Annotated in this window: 22 protein-coding genes and 3 pseudogenes; 18 read left to right on the top strand and 7 right to left on the bottom strand. The window is 41.9% G+C overall.

Features of this window, described 5'->3' with window-relative positions:
- Positions 1-56: 56 nt before the first annotated feature.
- From ACR5KR_RS30075 to prfA, 8 genes are all read left to right on the top strand, one after another.
- On the top strand, positions 57-191 hold the full coding sequence (locus tag ACR5KR_RS30075) for a hypothetical protein (RefSeq protein WP_292725304.1): 135 nt from the start codon (positions 57-59) through the stop codon (positions 189-191).
- Positions 172-1,119 carry a DNA-directed RNA polymerase subunit alpha gene (locus tag ACR5KR_RS30070; protein ID WP_322694212.1) on the top strand — a complete coding sequence of 316 codons (948 nt, stop codon included), beginning with the start codon at positions 172-174 and terminating at the stop codon, positions 1,117-1,119. The genes ACR5KR_RS30075 and ACR5KR_RS30070 overlap by 20 nt, the downstream gene beginning before the upstream one ends.
- Positions 1,120-1,151: 32 nt before the next feature.
- Complete coding sequence (gene rplQ / locus ACR5KR_RS30065) at positions 1,152-1,502, top strand: 50S ribosomal protein L17 (protein WP_445628854.1); 351 nt, start codon at positions 1,152-1,154, stop codon at positions 1,500-1,502.
- Positions 1,503-1,649: 147 nt separating this feature from the next.
- Complete coding sequence (gene truA / locus ACR5KR_RS30060) at positions 1,650-2,498, top strand: tRNA pseudouridine(38-40) synthase TruA (protein WP_114081991.1); 849 nt, start codon at positions 1,650-1,652, stop codon at positions 2,496-2,498.
- A gap of 178 nt (positions 2,499-2,676) precedes the next feature.
- Complete coding sequence (rplM, locus tag ACR5KR_RS30055) at positions 2,677-3,132, top strand: 50S ribosomal protein L13 (protein ID WP_322672303.1); 456 nt, start codon at positions 2,677-2,679, stop codon at positions 3,130-3,132.
- Complete coding sequence (gene rpsI, locus ACR5KR_RS30050; protein WP_190935522.1) at positions 3,132-3,548, top strand: 30S ribosomal protein S9; 417 nt, start codon at positions 3,132-3,134, stop codon at positions 3,546-3,548. The genes rplM and rpsI overlap by 1 nt, the downstream gene beginning before the upstream one ends.
- A gap of 147 nt (positions 3,549-3,695) precedes the next feature.
- Positions 3,696-3,938: a 50S ribosomal protein L31 gene (gene rpmE, locus ACR5KR_RS30045; protein ID WP_109011936.1), complete on the top strand. Its 243-nt coding sequence runs from the start codon at positions 3,696-3,698 to the stop codon at positions 3,936-3,938.
- A gap of 128 nt (positions 3,939-4,066) precedes the next feature.
- Positions 4,067-5,164: a peptide chain release factor 1 gene (gene prfA / locus ACR5KR_RS30040; protein ID WP_448269086.1), complete on the top strand. Its 1,098-nt coding sequence runs from the start codon at positions 4,067-4,069 to the stop codon at positions 5,162-5,164.
- Positions 5,165-5,173: 9 nt separating this feature from the next.
- Here the strand turns inward: prfA and ACR5KR_RS30035 are convergent, their stop codons facing one another.
- Entirely contained in the window at positions 5,174-5,620 is a 447-nt protein-coding gene (locus ACR5KR_RS30035) for a hypothetical protein (RefSeq protein WP_448269085.1), read from the bottom strand.
- A gap of 240 nt (positions 5,621-5,860) precedes the next feature.
- Between ACR5KR_RS30035 and ACR5KR_RS30030 the strand changes: the two genes are divergently transcribed.
- The 4 genes and pseudogenes from ACR5KR_RS30030 to ACR5KR_RS30015 form a co-directional block, all read left to right on the top strand.
- The gene (locus ACR5KR_RS30030) at positions 5,861-6,223 is read left to right on the top strand and encodes a helix-turn-helix domain-containing protein (RefSeq protein ID WP_094328443.1); all 363 of its coding nucleotides are present in this window, start codon (positions 5,861-5,863) and stop codon (positions 6,221-6,223) included.
- Positions 6,220-6,384, top strand: a complete 165-nt coding sequence (locus ACR5KR_RS30025; RefSeq protein WP_448269084.1) for a DUF29 family protein — start codon at positions 6,220-6,222, stop codon at positions 6,382-6,384. Before ACR5KR_RS30030 ends, ACR5KR_RS30025 begins: the two co-directional genes overlap by 4 nt.
- Before the next feature lie 242 nt (positions 6,385-6,626).
- Positions 6,627-6,839: pseudogene (locus ACR5KR_RS30020) on the top strand (transposase); the annotation flags it as partial.
- A 140-nt stretch (positions 6,840-6,979) separates the two neighbouring features.
- Positions 6,980-7,582: pseudogene (locus tag ACR5KR_RS30015) on the top strand (IS5 family transposase); the annotation flags it as partial.
- A 342-nt stretch (positions 7,583-7,924) separates the two neighbouring features.
- On the opposite strand, the gene ACR5KR_RS30010 reads toward ACR5KR_RS30015, so the two are convergent.
- Positions 7,925-8,743, bottom strand: coding sequence for a DUF6745 domain-containing protein (locus ACR5KR_RS30010; protein WP_448269083.1), 819 nt, complete (start codon positions 8,741-8,743; stop codon positions 7,925-7,927).
- Between the two features lie 298 nt (positions 8,744-9,041).
- Between ACR5KR_RS30010 and ACR5KR_RS30005 the strand changes: the two genes are divergently transcribed.
- From ACR5KR_RS30005 to ACR5KR_RS29980, 6 genes are all read left to right on the top strand, one after another.
- Positions 9,042-9,524 carry a hypothetical protein gene (locus ACR5KR_RS30005; RefSeq protein WP_448269082.1) on the top strand — a complete coding sequence of 161 codons (483 nt, stop codon included), beginning with the start codon at positions 9,042-9,044 and terminating at the stop codon, positions 9,522-9,524.
- A gap of 49 nt (positions 9,525-9,573) precedes the next feature.
- On the top strand, positions 9,574-10,380 hold the full coding sequence (locus ACR5KR_RS30000; RefSeq protein ID WP_448269081.1) for an Rpn family recombination-promoting nuclease/putative transposase: 807 nt from the start codon (positions 9,574-9,576) through the stop codon (positions 10,378-10,380).
- Positions 10,381-10,535: 155 nt separating this feature from the next.
- Positions 10,536-12,230 carry an ABC-F family ATP-binding cassette domain-containing protein gene (locus tag ACR5KR_RS29995; RefSeq protein ID WP_448269080.1) on the top strand — a complete coding sequence of 565 codons (1,695 nt, stop codon included), beginning with the start codon at positions 10,536-10,538 and terminating at the stop codon, positions 12,228-12,230.
- 221 nt (positions 12,231-12,451) lie between these two features.
- Positions 12,452-14,050 carry a 2,3-bisphosphoglycerate-independent phosphoglycerate mutase gene (gpmI, locus tag ACR5KR_RS29990; RefSeq protein ID WP_448269079.1) on the top strand — a complete coding sequence of 533 codons (1,599 nt, stop codon included), beginning with the start codon at positions 12,452-12,454 and terminating at the stop codon, positions 14,048-14,050.
- Between the two features lie 123 nt (positions 14,051-14,173).
- Positions 14,174-14,407, top strand: coding sequence for a preprotein translocase subunit SecG (gene secG, locus ACR5KR_RS29985; protein WP_335187358.1), 234 nt, complete (start codon positions 14,174-14,176; stop codon positions 14,405-14,407).
- A 10-nt stretch (positions 14,408-14,417) separates the two neighbouring features.
- On the top strand, positions 14,418-15,227 hold the full coding sequence (locus tag ACR5KR_RS29980) for a peptidase (protein ID WP_448269078.1): 810 nt from the start codon (positions 14,418-14,420) through the stop codon (positions 15,225-15,227).
- 388 nt (positions 15,228-15,615) lie between these two features.
- Here the strand turns inward: ACR5KR_RS29980 and ACR5KR_RS29975 are convergent.
- The 5 genes and pseudogenes from ACR5KR_RS29975 to recO all read right to left on the bottom strand — a co-directional run bounded on the left by ACR5KR_RS29975 (position 15,616) and on the right by recO (position 20,834).
- A pseudogene (locus ACR5KR_RS29975) lies at positions 15,616-16,059 on the bottom strand (DUF29 domain-containing protein).
- Between the two features lie 165 nt (positions 16,060-16,224).
- Positions 16,225-16,620 carry a hypothetical protein gene (locus ACR5KR_RS29970; protein ID WP_445628845.1) on the bottom strand — a complete coding sequence of 132 codons (396 nt, stop codon included), beginning with the start codon at positions 16,618-16,620 and terminating at the stop codon, positions 16,225-16,227.
- A gap of 125 nt (positions 16,621-16,745) precedes the next feature.
- A complete protein-coding gene (locus tag ACR5KR_RS29965; protein ID WP_448269077.1) occupies positions 16,746-17,894 on the bottom strand; it encodes a glycosyltransferase family 4 protein in 1,149 nt (382 codons plus the stop codon).
- Between the two features lie 356 nt (positions 17,895-18,250).
- On the bottom strand, positions 18,251-19,897 hold the full coding sequence (locus ACR5KR_RS29960) for an MFS transporter (protein WP_448270388.1): 1,647 nt from the start codon (positions 19,895-19,897) through the stop codon (positions 18,251-18,253).
- Complete coding sequence (recO, locus tag ACR5KR_RS29955) at positions 19,884-20,834, bottom strand: DNA repair protein RecO (protein WP_448269076.1); 951 nt, start codon at positions 20,832-20,834, stop codon at positions 19,884-19,886. Before recO ends, ACR5KR_RS29960 begins: the two co-directional genes overlap by 14 nt.
- Between the last annotated feature and the right edge of the window lie 16 nt (positions 20,835-20,850).

Here is a 20,850-nt window from a genome sequence, read left to right as displayed (position 1 = left end):
CCTCGTGGATTTTAAGTTGATGATTTAAGATTTGTTCCGCCAATAAGAGGTGGAGCATGAACGAAAGAAGCACAATCCAAAATCCAAAGTCCAAAATCGAAAATTGGCAATCAATTCTGGAGGCAATTGATTTGTCTGCTAGCAGCACCTTAGAAAAAGGGAGGCTCATCCGTGGCGCAGTTTCAAATTGAATGTGTAGAGTCGAATACCGAAGAAAGTCGGAACCATTACAGTAAATTTGTATTGGAACCTCTAGAACGCGGTCAAGGAACAACTGTTGGCAACGCACTGCGGCGGGTTTTACTGTCTAATTTAGAAGGTACAGCAGTTACAGCAGTGCGGATTGCAGGCGTTTCACATGAATTCGCCACAGTTCCGGGCGTGCGGGAAGATGTGCTGGAAATCCTCATGAGAATGAAGGAAGTTATCCTGAAGAACTATTCTTCGCAGCCCCAGATTGGTAGATTACTTGTTAGCGGCCCAGCAACAATCACTGCGGCACATTTTGATTTGCCCAGTGAAGTAGAAGTCATCGATCAGACTCAGTATGTAGCCACCATCGCTGAGGGTGGAAAGCTGGAAATGGAATTTCGGATCGAGAAAGGCAAAGGCTATCGCACTGTAGAGCGAGGACGTGAGGAAGCCACATCGTTGGATTTTCTGCAAATCGACTCGATATTTATGCCAGTGCGAAAAGTCAACTACAGTGTTGAAGAATCTCGTGGGGAAGGCTTGATTCCAAAAGACCGACTACTGTTGGAAGTTTGGACAAATGGCAGTGTTTCCCCTCAAGAAGCACTATCTTCGGCTGCTGCGATCTTGGTAGATTTATTCAACCCGTTGAAGGACATCTCCCTAGAACCAACAGACACAGGTTCGGATATTCCAGACGACCCAACTGCCCAGATACCCATCGAAGAGTTGCAACTTTCTGTGCGGGCATATAACTGTCTCAAACGGGCACAAGTTAACTCTGTGGCAGATTTGTTGGATTATACCCAAGAAGACCTCTTAGAAATTAAGAACTTTGGGCAGAAGTCAGCAGAAGAAGTCGTGGAAGCTTTGCAGCGACGCTTGGGCATCACCCTGCCAATGGAAAGAGGCTCGAAACACCCTTAAGAAAAACCGTTCATAATTCATAGTGCATAATTATGCGTCACCGTTGTCGCGTCAAAAAACTCAGTAAACCAGCCGATCAACGTCGTGCTTTACTGCGATCGCTCACCACCGAGTTGATCCGTCATGGTAAGATTACCACCACTTTAATTAGAGCGAAAGTTCTCAGAAGTGAAGTGGAAAAAATGATTACCCTAGCCAAAAATGGCTCCTTGGCAGCACGTCGGGAAGCTTTTGGCTATATCTTCGACAAACAACTAGTTCATGCTCTATTTGAGCAAGCTCCTACTCGATATGGCGATCGCCAGGGCGGTTATACGCGCATCCAGCATACCGTACCGCGTCGGGGCGATAATGCAAAAATGGCAATAATTGAATTGGTTTAAGTCATTTAGTCATTGGTTATTAGTCATTAGTCATTAGTCATTGGTCATTAGTGAATAACAAAGGACAAGTGACATAGACGCCCGGAGGGCGGCTTCCCGAAGGGTAGGACAAATGACGAAGCACAAATGACAAAGGACAAAATCTGTATGTTAGAAAGCCACCAGCCTACACAAACTCATCGAGTAGCCTTGGTAATTCAATACCTGGGCACTCATTTTCATGGCTGGCAAAGGCAAAAACAACACCGGACAGTCCAAGAAGAGATTGAAATTGCGATCGCGACTATTCTTGGGCATCATGTAACACTACATGGGGCTGGGCGAACCGATTCAGGAGTTCACGCTGCTGCTCAAGTAGCCCATTTTGAAGCTACAGGTTTTATTCCGCCTCACAAGTGGGCAACAATCCTAAATAGCTATCTGCCGCCAGATATATTAATCAGGGCTTCAGCTAGTGTCGATAACCGTTGGCACGCTCGCTTTAGTGCAGCCTATCGACGGTATCGCTACACAATATATACTGAAGATCGACTTAACTTGTTTGTAAGACCCTTCAGTTGGCATTATTATTATGCACCCCTAGATGAATCTTTAATCCAAGCTGCCTTGAAACCTCTCTTGGGAAAGCATCACTTAGCTGCTTTCCACCGTGCAGGCTCAAAGCGATCGCATTCCTGGGTAGAGGTGCAAGCAGCAGAGTGTCGTCGCAGTGGGCCATTTATCCATATTGAAATACAGGCAGATGGATTTTTGTATGGCATGGTACGGCTGTTGGTAGGGATGCTGGTAGAAGTAGGTTCTGGACAACGAACACTTTCTAGCTTCACGGAACTCTGGAAAGAAGAACGTCGGGAAGAAGTGAAATATGCCGCACCGCCTCAAGGCTTGTGTTTGTTGCGAGTCGGCTATCCCGATTTTCCCTTTCCAAAAGAGATTTGGTACGACACCTTACCAAAGTTCGTCACTAGTCAAGAGTCATTAGTCATTGGTCAGTAGAGACGCGATTAACCCTTGTCTGTACAAAGGTCATTAGTGAATAACAAAGGACAACTGACAAATGACAAAAGACAAATGACTAATGACAAATTACCCTCCGGGTTCGCCAGTTGCTCATGGGGGAAACCCCCAAGACCGCACTGGCTCAAAAATGACAAAGGACAAATGACAAATGACAATAGTTAAAACATACCTTCCTTCTCAAGCAACCCTTGAGCGTGAGTGGTACATAGTAGATGCCACCGATAAACGCCTCGGTCGCCTCGCCAGCGAAATCGCCCAGGTATTGAGAGGCAAAAAGAAACCCGAATATACGCCTCATCTAGATACAGGTGACTTCGTAATCGTTATCAATGCCGAGAAAGTAGCAGTTACAGGCAAAAAGCGCACTCAAAAGCTTTATCGCCGCCATTCTGGTCGCCCTGGTGGGATGAAAACCGAAACTTTCGCTAAACTGCAAGAGCGCATACCAGAGCGAATTTTAGAACAAGCTGTTAAAGGTATGCTACCTAAAAATAGTCTTGGTAAGCAGTTGTTCACCAAGCTGAAAGTTTACGCTGGGCCTACGCATCCTCATGATGCTCAAAAACCTAAAGAACTAAAAGTTAGTACAATTCCTGGAGAAGAAAATTAATGGTAGTAGCAGATGCTAATAGCGGTCGCGCCGTATACTGGGGTACTGGCCGTCGTAAGAACGCAGTAGCACGGGTACGCTTGGTTCCAGGCACCGGTCAACTGATTGTGAACGGTAAAGATGGAAATTTGTATTTCCAATTCAACCCCAACTACCTGGGAGTGATTAAAGCACCCCTGGAAACTCTAGGATTAGAAAACGAATATGACATTTTGGTAAAAGCAGAAGGCGGCGGCTTGACCGGACAGGCTGATTCTGTTCGTTTGGGAGTTGCTCGTGCTTTGTGTCAACTTGACCCAGACAACCGCCCACCTTTGAAAACCGAAGGTTACTTGACTCGCGATCCCAGAGCAAAAGAACGGAAGAAATATGGTTTACATAAAGCTCGGAAAGCGCCTCAGTACTCTAAGCGTTAGGGAATTGGGCATTGGTGAAGAAGGTAATAGGTTACAGGGGACAGGCGATCGTTTTCTGTTACCTGTAACCTGTTCCCTTCTCCCTTCTCCTAGCTCCAATTGAAACCTGAAAGTTATAATTGATATAGATTCATCACAAAAGGAACAATGGCTAAAGCTGATATTCACCCCAAGTGGTATCCAGATGCTAAAGTTTACTGCAACGGTCAAGTCGTTATGACCATTGGCTCTACCAAGCCAGAATTGCATGTAGATGTTTGGTCTGGAAATCACCCATTTTACACCGGCACTCAGAAGATTATTGACACTGAGGGTAGAGTAGAGCGCTTCCTCCGCAAGTACGGTATGAGCAGCACTCAAACATCTGGCGACGATCAAAACAAAAAGTAGCGGGTTGGCTCTGCTGTTAACGACGGCCCTGCATCAGCTGGGTCGATTTTCATTTATATGCTCGAGCCAATTTGTTATTTTTTTAAGGAGCGAATGCGCTCCGCACACACTTCGTGAACGCAATCGTCATGGCTGAATCATACTTACTGGACAAACTAAAATCCGTTGAACAAACTTTTAATGAATTAACACGTCGTCTTGGCGACCCCGATACCGCTAGCAATCCTGATGAGTATCAAGAAATTGCTAAGTCTCGTTCTTCTTTGGAAGAGGTAGTTAATACTTATGAGATTTGGAAAACAGCCCAAGAAGACTTAATCGGAGCGCGTCAGGTTTACAAAGAATCTGCAAGTGACCCAGAGTTGCAAGAAATGGCGGCACTGGAAGTAAAAGAACTTGAAGAAAAAATAGAACATTTAGAGTCTCGCTTGAAAGTCTTACTGCTACCACGCGACCCCAATGATGAAAAGAATATCATGTTGGAAATTCGCGCTGGTACTGGTGGCGATGAAGCAAGTATTTGGGCTGGCGATTTGATGCAGATGTACACCCGTTATGCCCAGACTCAAGGTTGGAAAGTTTCTCTAGTGAGCGAATCTCGTGGAGAAATGGGTGGCTGGAAAGAAGTCATTCTCGAAATAAAAGGTAATAACGTTTACAGCCAGCTAAAATTTGAAGCTGGTGTGCATCGCGTGCAGCGCGTGCCGGCAACTGAATCTGGGGGACGGGTTCATACTTCCACAGCTACCGTAGCAATTATGCCAGAGGTGGATGATGTGGAAATTCACATTGACCCGAAAGATATTGAAATGACTACAGCCCGTTCTGGTGGTGCTGGTGGACAAAACGTCAACAAGGTGGAAACAGCCGTTGACTTGATGCACAAACCAACGGGAATACGCATTTTCTGTACAGAAGAACGCAGCCAGTTGCAAAACAAAGAACGGGCGATGCAAATTCTGCGGGCGAAGTTGTATGAAATCAAGTTAAGCGAACAACAAGAAGCTGTAACTTCCATGCGGCGATCGCAGGTTGGTACTGGATCGCGATCGGAAAAAATTCGCACTTACAATTATAAAGATAACCGCGCTACCGATCATCGGTTAGGTCAGAATTATTCTCTTACCCCTGTTTTGGATGGTGATTTAGAGACGCTGATCCAATCTTGTATATCTCTAGACCAGCAAGAACGTCTCGCAGAGTTAGCGACTTCTGCCGCTAACTAATTTTTGTTGTTAAATATTCTGTAAAACCACTACTTGTACTGTTGCTTTTAACACAAGCAGGTGGTTTTCTAATATTGCGTGGAGTGCATCTTCTATTTCACTGGGATAATGGTAATAAGCAAATTCGTACTTCATAAGGTAATTTAACTTTGCCCATTCTTTTAGGGTTTGGCAGGTATAAATTAGCTTTTCCACTTCTTCTTGCCAACGTGCAAAAATCCGGTAGCTAAAAAAGCTGCTGCATATATTGCCTTTTGTATCCCAGTAAGAAATACACACTTGATGTTTCAGAAGGTGGATTTTTTTGATTTGCTTAACATCGTAGCCTTTAACTTTTAAAGCTTCTTTGGTTTCTGCCTCAGAAATGTTCCACTGTTCTGGTTTAATTTTATTAGTGGCTATAAGGTTTCTACCTTTGCGGCGATATTGGTTAATTTTGCGTGGCTTGCGAAACATGATGCACCTTCGATATTATTTCTTCGCAGCAAAGTCTAGCTACTAGCACAACCGCCGTAGCAAACTAAGTTTTTTGGGTTGGTTAAAGATAGATGGGTTAGTCTACTAGCTTGATGCCTGTAGTTGCCGTTTTACAACAAAAGATATAGTTTAGTACTAAAACACAAGGCTGTCAATATAAAAGTAAACTTGTAATATTGAAAGTAAACTTGTAAATACAGTTGGCTAGCTATATAAGCAGTGAAGATCGAAAGCAAACAAAAACTGATTGAAATCATTAAACTAGCTCGCGGTTCAATGAGTCAGCGAGCATTTGGTAAGCTTTTGGGGGTATCTGCTACTGCTGTTCAGATGTGGGAAAAAGGTGTGAAGGTTCCAGATACAGAAAATTTGGCTCGAATCGCATCGAAAGCAGGTTACACAATGGAAGAGTTAATCAGTTGCATTGATGGCAAGCCAATTCCAGAAACCTCAGATTTGAGTCTGATTCTTAGACAAATCCAGCATATGCCTTTAGCTCAAGTGGCTCAGATCGTCCAAGCTGCGGCGGAGAGATTGGCGGCTGTAGCTGAAGCATCCGGGGATGAAGCAAAAGCTAGTTGATAGAAGAAGTCTTGCTAGATGGTTTTGAAGCGGGTGTTAATTTGTGCCTAAGAGAAACTAACTTAGCATTACGAACTTTTCCAGAGCATTGCCCCTATTTATTTGATGATGCGATCGCAGACAATTTTCTGTGCGATACTCGTCAAGACTGGGAAGGATAATTACTACCATTTTTCTTACGCTCATTTGTTACTTGGAGACACGTTATCCCTCTTTCTAAGAGATGATGCCCAATATTTGTAAGTAAGTAAGTGGGCTGAATTAAATATATGAATAGATTGACATGAAAACTTGTAGTGATTGAAAAGCTACTAAGAGCTGATTCGTAAAGAAAATCTAAAGAGAACAAAGCCCCAGTGTATTCAGGTTATAGGCTAAATCAATAACATTGATGTTGTTGTCGATGAGCCGTCTACCAGCGATAGAAAATCCACACCGCAAACCCTATCCCAGTGATTTAAGCGATAGCGAATGGTTAATTCTCAAGCCTCTTCTACCAAGCCCTAAAGGATTTGGGCATCCTATAGAAGTAGATTTACGAGAGATTCTTAATGCAATTTTCTACGTGCAACGTACTGGATGTCAGTGGGAAATGTTGCCTCATGACCTTCCTCCTTAGAGCTGATTCGTAAAGAAAATCTGAAGGGTACTTAACTCATTGCTAGGTCTAAGTTTCAGCGAATAAGTGCTGTATTGACTTAAATTACTGAAACCCTGATTAGACAAGTGTTTTACTTGAGTTGACAAATTAGCTCTTACACCACTGTGTACAGCTACTTTCAGAAATGGCAACGCAAAGGCATCTGGCAGAAAATTCACGGGCCTTGTACGCCATCAACTTCGTCAAGATTTAGGACGAGATGAACACTCTACTGTAGCGATCGCAGATTCTCAATCAGTGAAGACCACGGAAAAAAAAGGGAGGTCTACGGCTTTGATGGTGGTAAGAAGGTTAAAGGGCGTAAACGCCATATAGTCGTGGATTCTCAAGGGTTGTTAATCGGTGTGTTAGTGACCGAGGCGAATGCCTCAGAACGTTTGGGTGCAGTGGTTGTACTGGATGAAGCGGCTGTAGAGTTGTCTAAATTGGAAGTTGTTTGGGTAGATCAAGGCTATTCGGGAGAAAACTTTGCTCAAGCGGTCAGGCAAGTTTGCGGCGAACAGGTTCGTGTTGAGGTAATTCAACGGCACTCGAAAGCATTTGAGCGATTACCGAAACGATGGATTGTAGAACGCACATTCGGTTGGCTGAATCGATTTCGGCGTTTGAGCAAGGATTACGAGTTGTACACAGAGTTAAGTGAAGCTATGATTTATGGTTCATTGATTCGTCTGATGATTAAGCGAATGGTATCTTAAGCTTTTGTTTACGAATCAGCTCTAAAAGTTAATTGCACACACCTACTTAGTTAAACTTCCTCAGTTTGGAAAAGGAACATTGCGAAACTCAATATTGTTCTCCCGATTATTATTGGACTTTGGACAAAAAATTAAGTGTTAGCGTAAATTTTGGGTGAATAAAAAACTAGACATCATAAATTACCCCAGTTATTTTACAAACTGAGTTAAATTCTTAAAGCCTAAGAAAATTTACGCTGCTTTTTGTTTATTGGTGTTGATTTTGACAATTTCTTGACAACGAGATGCTTAGTTCGTTGTGTTTGAGTCTGACCTTTGACAACAAGACAGAGTAAATAAACTTTAGGGAAAACAAATTGAATCAACTTTACCGTGATGAGCGTATAAACCGAAACCATCAGCAAACTGAATTGCAGTTTCTCCATCAGCATGGAGTTTGCCGTAATTATCAAGCAGTAATTTTGTAGGTCTATCACAAATTATGTAATGTATAGGCATTGGTATAAACCACCAACCACACTCAGTACATAAATCTTTGTAAACCTGCCATTGCTCCTGGTTATGCTGGCAATCTAGTTCATTGATGCAATAGTCGAATAGTCCAGCGTAGCTTGCCCATTCCGAATCAGGATAAATAAAGTTATCGTAAAAACGACCAAAAGCGTCAGGACAGTCTTTCAACTCATTACTTAAGCTTTCGCAAAGCCAATCCCATAGAACATTCCATAATTGCGTGTGAATTATACTACCTACTTTATCCGTAAGATTTTCATCTAAAACTTTCCAAATTTCTAGACTGATTTGAGGATTCAGTCCGCTTGGATATAATTCCGTATGTAAATCCCACCATAAATCAGTTCTTGGTTGACCTTCGCCACAAATAGTTTGTAAGCTTGCTACCTGATTAATAATTTCATCATCACTAAGACCGTTGAAGTTAGCTGTTGCAAGTCTTAACTCAGCACTAAAAGCAGCATACGGACTCTCAAAAAAAGTGATTTCAGGCATTGTAAAACTTTCAGGATAAAAATTGTATACATCTTCTAGTACAGCCAATACTCTATTGCGATTTATACGCTCTGTAGATAAATTAATCGCTCTCCATTTTTGCTGATAAGATACGATGGATTCTTCTTGTTGAGATGTCAGTTTTGTAATCATCGATAATTATTTTTGTAGAACACAATCGCTTGGAACCTTGGTAATGAGCGAGGCGATCGCTAATTTTGGCTGAGTTCGAGGTTCTGGTAGAAATACATAACAGCTATACAAACTAAGTCCGACTGTGCGGACTTCAGGAAGTTGAAACTCACGGAGATGAGTTTTGTCTGTATAGCTGCGATTTCTAATCGCCTATGGTATTTTTACAAAAGTAAGATGCTCCCAATATCACCACTGGCAGTTAAGGAATAAATGGTTTTAAAATGGTGCAATCTTAAAATATTTAGGGGGTGCAGCTATGTCGCTACGCAATGAGCCTTTAGATTGGCAACTTGAAACCAATAATCCTTATATCCCAGTTTATCATCAAGGTAATTTGGTGGGATTTTTTAAACCAGAATATGCCAGTGAAATTATTAAAATTTTAAATGAAGAAGAAGTTTTAAAGAAAGCGCTGAAAATGGCTTGTACTGATTTAATTAAAAAAATCGGTGGGGATACCAGAAAAGTCAATTTTTTAATGGAAAAATATGTGAAAACTAGTGAACGTCCAAAGTATGGAACTAGAGCGATCGCAGTTTTACTTCAAGATAGGCAAAAAGAGCTTGATTTGAGTAACCAGGAGTTTACGAAATTCTGCGACACCTTTAAATTATCTCCTACAGAACTGAATAATATTTATGCCGGAGAAGCATTTGATGATAGTTTATTAGCGCCTCTTTCACGTATATTAGGGATGGCAAAAGAGCAATTACTGAAAGTCCGAGATGGTTGTGAATAACAAAGTAACAGATGAACAGCAAATCCAAATATTCAAATGATATAAAGTTTTGAAAACAGACATCATCTTTTATCGGCTGTTTCAAGAATTTCTTGATATCTTCTTTGAACTTATTGATAATCCTCCAGAATTAGCTAGACTTTATCAATTTTCATCAGTTGAAATCAAACAAACAGCCTTCAGAATCGATGGTGTGTTTTTGCCTACACAAGGAAGCGAGAATCCGATTTACTTTGTTGAAGTGCAATTTCAAACTGATGGGGAAATTTATTCACGGCTAATTGCAGAAATATGTTTATATCTTCGTCAAAATCAACCATCAAATGACTGGGGTGCTGTGGTTTTATACCCAAACAGGAATATAGATACAGGAGATATCAAACATTACCGTGAGTTTTTCACAAGTGGGCGCATCAGGCGCATTTATTTGGATGAATTAGGTGAAGCTACATCGCTTCCAATTGGCATTGCAACTGCTAAATTAGTAATTGCAACCGACGATATCGCAATTGTCCAAGCAAGAGAGTTGATAGACAGAACTAAGTCGGAAATAAACTCACCACCAAAACAGCAGCAATTACTACAATTTATAGAGACTATTTTGGCTTACAAGTTTCCCACAATGAGTAGGGAGGAGATCGAGCAAATGTTTAGCTTAAGCGAGTTAAAGCAAACCAGATTTTATCAGGAAGCCTTTCAGGAAGGTGTTGAACAAGGCATTGAACAAGGTAAGGTTCAAGGGAAACTAAAAGCAGTACCAGCAATGTTGGCAGCAGGGTTGACTGTAGAACAAGTAGCAGAGGCGTTAGATTTGAGTGTCGAAGAAGTTAGACAAGTAACACAAAGCCAGCCTTAAGATAGATGTGGTAAATTTTATCCGTGGCTCAAGCCAAATTTGGTTTGTGGCTTCCAGACTTTCTCACGACAAATTTATAGTTAATTTTTGTTAATATTAGAGGCGGTGTTAGTACTTCGTCCTCAACCACCCACTCCCTACCTGAGAGAAACTTAATGCTGCGACTAGAACATATAAGTAAAATTTATCCCACAGGCGAAGTTCTCAAAGATATCAACTGGGAAGTTAAACCAGGCGATCGCATTGGCTTAGTCGGTGTCAACGGTGCTGGAAAATCTACCCAACTCAAAATCATCTCTGGGGAAATTGAACCCACCGCAGGCGAAATTATCCGTCCTAATAGCTTACATATAGCCTACCTCAACCAAGAGTTTGAAGTAGACCCTACCCGCACTGTTAAAGAAGAATTTTGGACTGTCTTCAAAGAAGCCAACGAAGTACAGTTAGCTCTGGCACACATACCACAGGAGATGGAAACGGCTAACCCAGATCAACTGGATCGGCTGATCGAGAAATTGGATCGCTTGCAGCGCAAATTTGAAGCCTTGGATGGCTACAACTTAGATGCACGCATCGGGAAAATCTTACCAGAGATGGGGTTTGGGCTAGAAGATGGCGATCGCCTTGTCAGTGCTTTCAGTGGTGGTTGGCAAATGCGGATGAGTTTAGGTAAAATTCTGTTGCAAAAACCTGACTTGTTGCTGCTGGATGAACCGACTAACCACCTAGATTTAGAAACCATTGAGTGGTTGGAAAATTACCTCAGAGGGCTAGTTACGCCGATGGTAATAGTCTCCCATGACCGGGAGTTCCTTGACCGCCTCTGCACTCAAATTGTGGAAACTGAACGTGGCGTTTCCAGTACTTACCTTGGTAACTACTCAGCATATTTGGAACAAAAAGCCGAAAGTCAATTAGCACAACTTAGTGCTTACGAACGTCAACAGAAAGAATTAGAGAAACAGCAAACATTTGTTGATAGATTTCGCGCCAGTGCTACCCGCAGTACCCAGGCAAAAAGTCGGGAAAAGCAACTTGAAAAAATTGAGCGTATTGAAGCACCCATTGCTGGGGTAAGAACTCTACATTTCCGTTTTCCACCTGCACCTCGCAGTGGACGCGAAGTAGTGGAAATTCAAGATTTAACTCATCTTTATGGTGATAAAATCCTGTTTTTGGCAGCAAATCTGCTAATTGAAAGAGGCGATCGCATTGCATTTCTTGGCCCCAATGGTGCTGGAAAATCTACCCTTCTGCGCGTAATTATGGGTATGGAACAACCCACAGAAGGTATTGTTAAATTAGGGGATCACAATGTGATTCCCGGTTACTTTGAGCAAAATCAAGCTGAAGCTTTGGATTTGAAAAAAACTGTCATGGAAACTATCCATGATGAAGTTCCCGACTGGGATAATCAAGAAGTCCGCACGCTTTTGGGACGCTTCTTATTTAGTGGTGACACTGTATTTAAGGCAGTTGGGGCATTAAGTGGAGGAGAAAAAGCTCGTTTGGCATTGGCAAAAATGCTCTTACGCCCTGCTAACCTACTAATTTTAGATGAGCCGACAAACCACCTAGATATTCCAGCGAAGGAAATGCTGGAAGAAGCGCTACAAAACTATGATGGCACGGCAATTGTAGTCTCTCATGACCGCTACTTTATTTCTCAAGTAGCTAACAAAATCGTCGAGATTCGTGATGGGGAATTCCGAGTTTACTTAGGAGACTATCATTACTATCTCCAAAAAATTGCCGAAGAAAAAGAACAAGCAAGGTTAGCTGCAATAGAAGCAGAGAAAGCAGCGAAAAAAGCGGCTAAAGCAGCTAAAGCTTCCACGAAAAGGAAATGAGAAACTAAAAAATCGCTTAGTAGTAGCGTTTGAGCGCTATTACTAAGTAATCACTCCTTATGAGAGTTCCAAAACATCACAGGAAAATTACTAAAATTTAAAAAATATTTCCAAAAACCGCAAGTCCTTCGTAAAAGAAGTTAATAAGCAAAAATTCACTTGCGGCGTGGATTAGCAGTGGTATCATTCGGGTATTACAAAAAGTAAAGGGCAATTTTACTATGACCAAAGCACCTGTTGCTCCTGTGGTGCTAGTCATTTTAGACGGATGGGGCTACTGCGACCAAACGCGAGGAAACGCCATTATTGCTGCTAAAACTCCCATTGTGGACAGTTTATGGGCAGCTTACCCGCATACCCTCATCCACACATCAGGAAAAGCCGTAGGGTTGCCAGAAGGTCAAATGGGCAACTCGGAAGTAGGTCATTTGAACATTGGTGCTGGGCGAGTTGTACCGCAAGAACTGGTACGCATCTCAGATGCGGTCGAAGACGGTTCTATTGCCTTAAACCCAGCACTCCTCAAAATTTGCCAGGAAGTTCGCTCTCAAAATGGCAAGCTGCATCTAGTCGGGCTTTGTTCTGAGGGAGGGGTACATTCGCATATTACCCATCTATTCGGACTACTTGACTTAGCCAAAGACCAGCGAATTCCAGAAGTTTGTATTCACGCCATCACCGATGGTCGTGACACCGCCCCAACAGAAGGGGTAAAAGCGATCGCGCTACTGCAAGATTATATAGACCGTTTAGGAATTGGGCGCATAGTCACCCTTAGCGGTCGCTACTACGCGATGGATCGCGATCGCCGCTGGGATCGGGTCAAACGCGCATACGATGTCATGACCCAAGATAGTGTGGGTGACGATCGCACGGCTGTAGAAATCTTGCAAGCATCTTACGCCGAAGGGATAAAAGATGAATTTATCAACCCCATCCGAATTGCACCCGGCGCAATAGAACCAGGGGATGGGGTGATATTTTTTAACTTCCGCCCCGATCGCTCCAGACAACTGACTCAAGCTCTGGTCAGTCCCACTTTTAACGGTTTTGAAAGACAGCGAATCACACCGTTGTCTTTTGTCACCTTTACACAGTACGATCCAGACTTACCCGTGGCTGTAGCCTTTGAGCCTCAGAATCTCAGTAACATTCTGGGAGAAGTTATAGCCAATCATAGTTTGAATCAGTTCCGCACCGCCGAAACAGAAAAATATGCCCACGTCACCTATTTCTTTAATGGGGGTCTGGAGGAACCTTTTCCCGGAGAAGATCGGGAACTAGTAAGCAGCCCGATGGTAGCAACTTACGATCGCGCCCCAGCGATGTCAGCAACAGCAGTTACAGATGTTGCGATCGCTGCGATTCAAAAGGGTATATATTCTTTAGTTGTGATTAACTATGCCAACCCAGACATGGTAGGGCATACTGGTCAAATCGACGCTACCATTACAGCAATTGAAACAGTCGATCGCTGTTTGGGACGGTTGTTAGAGAGCGTTATCAAAGCTGGTGGTACAACAATTATTACTGCCGATCACGGCAACGCTGAGTATATGCTAGATGAAGGGGGTAATCCCTGGACAGCTCATACCACTAACCCAGTTCCCTTTATCTTGGTGGAAGGAGAGAAAGTCAAAATCCCTGGATATGGTACAAATGTCGAACTGCGAAGCGATGGTAAGCTATGCGACATTGCCCCCACAATTCTAGAGATTTTACAGCTGCCTCAGCCACCAGAAATGACCGGGCGATCGCTGCTGAAAACAGCAGAATACGAGCTACAACGTACTCGCACTCCCGTGCAAGTAGGGCTGTAAAAGATTGCTGAGTAGAGACGCGATTAATCGCGTCTCTACAAAAGTTAGGAGTTTTTAGTAAACTCCTAACTTCTAAATTCTGAATTCTGTTTTTTAAAACTTGTTATAAATGAGATTCCTACCATGACAGTTACTAATATCGTGCAAGGCATTTGGGCATTTTCCGCCGTTGGTTTGATTATCTTAGTTTTGCTGCATAGCCCTAAAGGTGATGGCATTGGAGCCATTGGTGGACAAGCCCAGCTATTTAGCAGCACCAAGAGTGCAGAAAACACCTTAAACCGAATTACTTGGGCATTGACAGTTATTTTTCTCGGTTTAACAGTAGTTTTAAGTGCTGGTTGGCTACCTAAATAAGGATAGGTAAATGGGGAAAAGAACCCAACACCCGATACTTAACACCTTAATAAATTTAATTTCACGACGGTTAATTACAGCTCTTGCCTTGTTTATTGGCACAGGGCTGTTAATCGTTTTTACTAATTTTCAGTCGAGTGATGGATTTACAAGAATACCAAAATCTGTGTATTCCGATTTAATAATTTCTCTCCCTACGTCCCCAAAACCTCATCCCTTACCGCCCACACTCGCGCAGTGGCAAGATAACACTAATAGTGGTGACTACTTTTCGCAAGTCACAATAACCCAAGTTGGTTATTTAGTCTGGTCACAATTTCCCATTCAAGTTTATGTAGAACCACCAAAAGCCATCAGCGAAAAACAAGCTCAAGCATGGGTTAATGGTGTCTTGCAAGGTGTACAGGAGTGGAGTACTTATTTACCTTTAATAATAGTCGAACAGCCAGAAGTTGCTGATATTACAATCGCACGAAAAGCGCCACCTCTACAAATTTCCCCTGGTAGTAATATACCCCGTGCGCGATCGGCCCAAACTACTTACGAGTTATACGCCAGCAACAAAATTTTATCCCACCGCTTCAGCATCTTGCTAAGTCCTACTCAAACAGGTGAATATCTCATTGCATCAGCCCGCCACGAATTCGGTCATGCGTTGGGAATTTGGGGTCATAGTCCGCTACAAACTGATGCGCTATATTTTTCTCAAGTTCGTAACCCGCCGCCTATTTCTGCCAGAGATGTAAATACTCTAAAGCGGGTTTATGAACAGCCAACCAGTTTAGGATGGTCTTTAGTGGATAATTCAAAGATTAATTGATCGATAGGTAAACTACAAACTGGTCACTAAGGTAAAAATGCTACTAATAGTGAAATAATGACAAATTAGTAGGAGAAATCCCATGACTAACTTCAATGTACAGCTACCCGAATCTTTATATAAACAAATTGAAGCTTTAGCAGCAAGAGAAAATATTTCCATTTAACAACTTGCAACTATTGTTTTATCTGCACAAGTTTCCGTATGGATGACCAAAGACTATTTGGAAGAAAAAGCCAAAAGCGGTAATTGGCAAAAATTCCAGCAAGTTTTGAATAAAGTGCCTAACGTAGAACCAGAAGAATATGATAAGTTGTAGCAACTTAATTTTATGGTATTGGTGAGTTAAAATATGAATATGTCTTGCGCAAAGAATCAAAATTTAAGATTAAGACAACCAATTCTTATCTAAAATTTGCTCTAAGGTATAAGGACATAATTCAGGTAAATTGGTTAAATTTGTTTTAGCCTTAACATAATCTAAAGCATTGCTATAAATTATGCTGAAATTCTCTTCTAAATGTTTGCGTAAATTGGCACTTAAATCTTCATTTACTTAGTTGCGAAAACTAACAATTTCCGCAGTCCAATGATTAATATTTATTGGCTTTTCTAAATCCCAATATTGATAAAGTAATAAATGTCTAATAATCTGTTCCAATAAACTTTTTACTCGCCTTTTTTCATTTTTAGCCAAATCTTCCAATTCTTCTATTAAGCTTTCATAGTCAATGTCTGCTAATTGTCGATTCTTGAGACATTTAATAGTCTCCTCTAACCATTGCAGGTAATTAGATTCATATAGTGTTTTTATGTCGATGATTGCAGTCATTTGTTAATTTTGTAGCTTTAATTTACTGTTATTTATTATTTTATGTTAACTAATTTATTAATTTTTGCCGATAATTGCCCAGAAAAAAAAGATACACAGCACTCATAAGTTAAGTCAGAAGATATCCAGCGACTCCCAAAAGAACAATTAAGCAAAAATTCTACACTATCGCCTGTCAGTAATCCAATTCTCTCGCTGTTCCCCCTGAATCGATTGTACAATTCCAAACCTTTCCTCAATTTTGCGTGGCAGAGTGAATATCCCAAAGATGTAAACGCAAACTTCTTCCGGTTGATTTGTTAAAACACGAACTCTGGCTTCGTTATCTTGTAAACGCTCTATGAAAATAGATGCACAAATTTCAACATCTTCAGGAATTTCATATTCTTCCTTGGAAAAGGTGAATCTCTTCTCCAAACTATTTGCAATTGGGTCAATAACGGTTTGTTCAGGCAACGGATTTGTGAAACAATAGACGTATGTTCGGCAGCACTTTCCATCTTCTAGCTGCTCTAAGTCAGGGATATTTCTCACCTTTATCTGACTTGCGTGATACTTCATTTCGTTAACTTTAGATAGCCTTGTAAAACTGGTAAGAGAATTCTTAGTTAGGTATTTGTATTTTACCCGATCGCACTTATTGCCATCTTAAGATTTACAGTGCGATCGCACTTTATTCCCTTTCCCTACGCTCTGCGACTTAGTGGTAGAGGCCGCTGTGCTAAAACTCCTTTATAAAGTTCTTCCAGCAGACTAATATTTTTACTAAGGGTATAGCGGTCTAATACACGCTGTCTAGCTTTTTGCCCCAGTAGGGTTGTTAACTCTGGATGGTCTTGCAACACTGGTAAAAGGGTTCTCAATTGCGATCGCGCTGTTTTGGTACTAATAACTACACCTGCGCCCTTTTCCAATACTTCTCCATCTGCACCCACATCTGTTGCTAAACAAGCCAACCCACATGACATTCCTTCTAACAGAGATAAGGACAAACCCTCTACCAGTGAAGGCAAAACAAATACATCTGCACCCCGCAAAATTTCAATGCGTCGGTCTTCATCAGCAACAAATCCTAACCAGATAATGCCGTATTCTGAACCATAAAACGGCTCTAAGGAAGACTTTAAAGGGCCATCTCCAACAATTAGCAATTTAGTCCCAGGCGCCATTGCCGACTGCTTCCAAGCCCGAAGCAAGGCTTCAACATTTTTCTCTGGCGCTATTCTACCCTGATAGACAAACAAGCGATCGGCTTTAAATTCTGTTTTAATTTGAGAAAATCCTGGAGAATACTTGGCGGTATCAACACCATTGGGAATTACGGCAATATTTTCTTCTCTTACGCCCATCCCTGACAATAATTCTCGCTGAATTTGGGAAAATACAATCACGCGATCGTAGTTAACTAAAAAAGGCGCGTAGAGCTGATAAGCCAAAAGTTGTGTTCCTGATACCAGCTTTGCCCCCTTGCCAGCAAATGGCGTGTGAAAAGTGGCAACTAGGGGCAACCTCAGTTCTTCACAGATTTCCGGTAGAAAAAAGTCTAAAGGAGATAAGGTTAAGGAAGCATGGACTACATCTGGTTTGATTTCCCGCAGTGAATCGGTTAAAACTTTGGTGGCTTTAAAAGTGGGAATTGTGTAAACCTGGGACTTGTAAATGAAAGGTAGGGAAACCTCTCGAAGATTTGGCCAATTATCAGGTTCAGACTCTTCCTGGGCGAAGTGAAGAAAGCTAACTTGATGTCCTCTATCTAGCAAGGCATTTGTAATTTCTCGACTATAGGTGACATTGCCGCAAAAGGGTGATTTTTTTCCAATCCAGGCTATACGCATTCTTTATTTAGCTGTAAGAAAAGCGGGTTAAATCTATTAATTGTGTGTCCTTTGTGATTTTTATTTTATCTAGCTATACTTGCTGGTTTTTTTATTTATTAAAAATTTCCACAACTTTCTACTAGTTTAAAAGCTTATTGTCAGCTAATTAAACCAGTGGATTTATGGCTTTATTTATTTGAGTTATAAGTTGTTAATTTTTGATATTTAAGCAACTTATTCTGACTTATGTCAGATTCATATCCGGCAAGTATGTGATAAATTTTCACTGGCAACAGTTTACCATGAACACAAAAGCTTTAAGTAAATTATTAATTACATCAAGGTAATGAATAATAACTTTTGTTAGCTGATAACTACTTGTGTGAGTTATACCAAGTTAATATACCTCCTGAAAAGACGATCGCAGCTAATCCCAAAAAAACTACCTGTAATCCCAGAAAGGTTTCTGCGACACCAGCTAATGCTAAAGGTAAGGAGAGGGCAATATTAATTACATTGTTCTGCAAGCCAAAAACTTTACCACGCATTTCTGGAGGTGTTTCTGTTTGGATTGCGGTTTGCATCGGAATTCCGACTAGTGCCCCAAAGATGCCCACTAGCGCTACCAGTAACAATACGAGCCACAATTGAGTTGTAAATACTGACAGACCAATCAGGGATGCGGCCATACCCATACAACCGCACAGACTTAGCTGAGTATAGGAGAAACGTTGACCAAATTGACCAAGAATTGTTGCTCCAGCAGCGATGCCAACACCGCCAGCTGCTAGTAAAAAGCCGAACTGGGAGGCTTTCATATTGGGAATTATTTCTGCCATCCGAACAGCTAGAACAGTTAATGCTGCAAAGACAGAAAACAAGATAATCAGTTGAAGCAAAGCATTGCGGACGCGATGATTTGCTTTGAGATAGGCAAAACCGTCTCGCAAGTCAGAGAATACGTGAGGGAATTCTGTATCGGGGTGGTGTTTTTCCTTAGTTGCCAGGAGGAACAAAATTATTCCAGCGATCGCATAACTGCCACCTACTAAAAGTTCTTTGCCCAAATTACCACTACCACCAATTTGCAGCCAAAGTCCATCAGCGATCGCGAGTAACGGTTCTCCAACAGCAAACCCAACAATCACCGATGCCATCATCGTTGTAGTGTAAAGCGAATTAGCCGAGAGTAAATGCTGTTCTTCTACAATCAAGGGAATTGCCGCCTGTTCTGCCGGAGCAAAAAACTGCGTCAAAGTCGAAACTAAAAAAGTCACACCCAAGATAATTACAAAACCCACTGGCAGCAATCCTATGGGTTTCCAATCATGAGTCAACCACAACATGAAGGGAATTGACAAAACCAGAATGCCGCGCCAAATATTTGTTGCTACCAGCACAGCCTTTTTCGACCAGCGATCGACAAACACCCCAGCAACGGAACCAAACAATACGGCTGGAATAGTAAAAGCCATCATCAAGACTGATACCCAACCACTAATACTCTGATTGCTTCCTTGAAACTGAGTATTAATCAAGGCAATCATCAGTACCAAATAAACTTTATCTGCTAGTTGAGAGAAAACTTGACCGCCCCAAAGAGCCAAGAAATTAGGATTTTTTAATACAGGTAAAAATCCTAGCTGTTTTATATTCCCTGTAATAGCTTCTCCACCTGAACCCGACCCATCTAATTTCGGTAATTCTTTCTCTGGGATAGTAGCTACTGACATCTGCCCATTACGAAGGCCATTGCTATCTACCTCAGCAGTGGTTAATTTGTCCTCAGATTGTGTTTCTGATTGGCTTGTAACATCAGTTTTTGGGATCTCTGTTGTCCAACTTTGATCGTTTTTAGAAACGTCTTTTGGGGACATTTCTTGGCCATTTATTTGACTAGGTGTACACTTGGGAACAGCACTCAAGTGATTCCTGACTGTAGGATCTGATACTTTATTCTGTTTTTTGGCGAGGCTAGGTGACAAAGGCAGGACTTTTTTATCCAAATCAGACGGTTGCATCATGGTTGGCAGCAAAATAAGAGTCGATCAAGGTAGCAGAGCGAATAGGGCGACCTAATTGATACTGAGCATACTGGCGCAAAATCTGCTCAACAGATAACCAGTTACAATCTCTAGCACCATCAATTTGCATTATCTCTGGTTGTGACAGATGTTGAAGCAAAGCTAGTTCCATAGCACCCAAACGACTAGAAATCACAGGTATTTCTTGCCGATGCACAACAACTGTTTGGGCATTGGGCATTGGGAATGGGGCATTGGGCATAGGGTATTGGTTATTAATCTTCCCCTGCTCCCCTGCTCCCCTGCTCCTCTGCCCCTCTGCCCTCATTTCCCTTTCCCCTTCTTTTCGTAAACGTTCTCTAGCTTCTAAAGAAACCGTTCCACCCGCAGGGATGCTAAATCCTACCTGCCAGTTGGGGTCTGTGAAGTCCGGCTTCAGGGAACGTTGAGATAGGCAGCAGATTTGCACTTGTGGCGTCAGTCCTGCTAAGGCTAAAAGGTGAAATACACCATGAGCCAGATGAGCCAAAACACCAAATGAATTTGCACTAGACACCGCCTCTAAGCGATGGAGATGTTCATTGAACAAATCATAAAGTTCTTCTTGGGGTTGTTCGCTCAAAGCTTCACACAGAACTATTTCTGCTAAATATTGACTGGCAGCCAGTTTTCCCAAATCTTGAGCTAAACCAGGATAAGTTTTTAACGTCTGTGCTTGAGTAATTTTATCAAGCGATCGCCCTTTAGCAATTAATAGTTCATTCACAACAAACATTCCACTCCTACCGCCCAGGCTGGAGTTGTGCTTACGTGACCCTGGAGCCACAGCTCGAATTAGACCGAATTCTCGTGTCAAAATCGTCACTATTTTATCCGATTCTCCTAGCGCCTGGGTTTTAAGATTAATACCAGTTGCTTTATAGGTTCTACTCATTACTCATTACTCATTA

This window comes from Nostoc sp. DSM 114159, from assembly GCF_053470285.1.
Note: the sequence above shows the minus strand (reverse complement) of the source record. Positions and strands in the feature narration are given on the sequence as shown.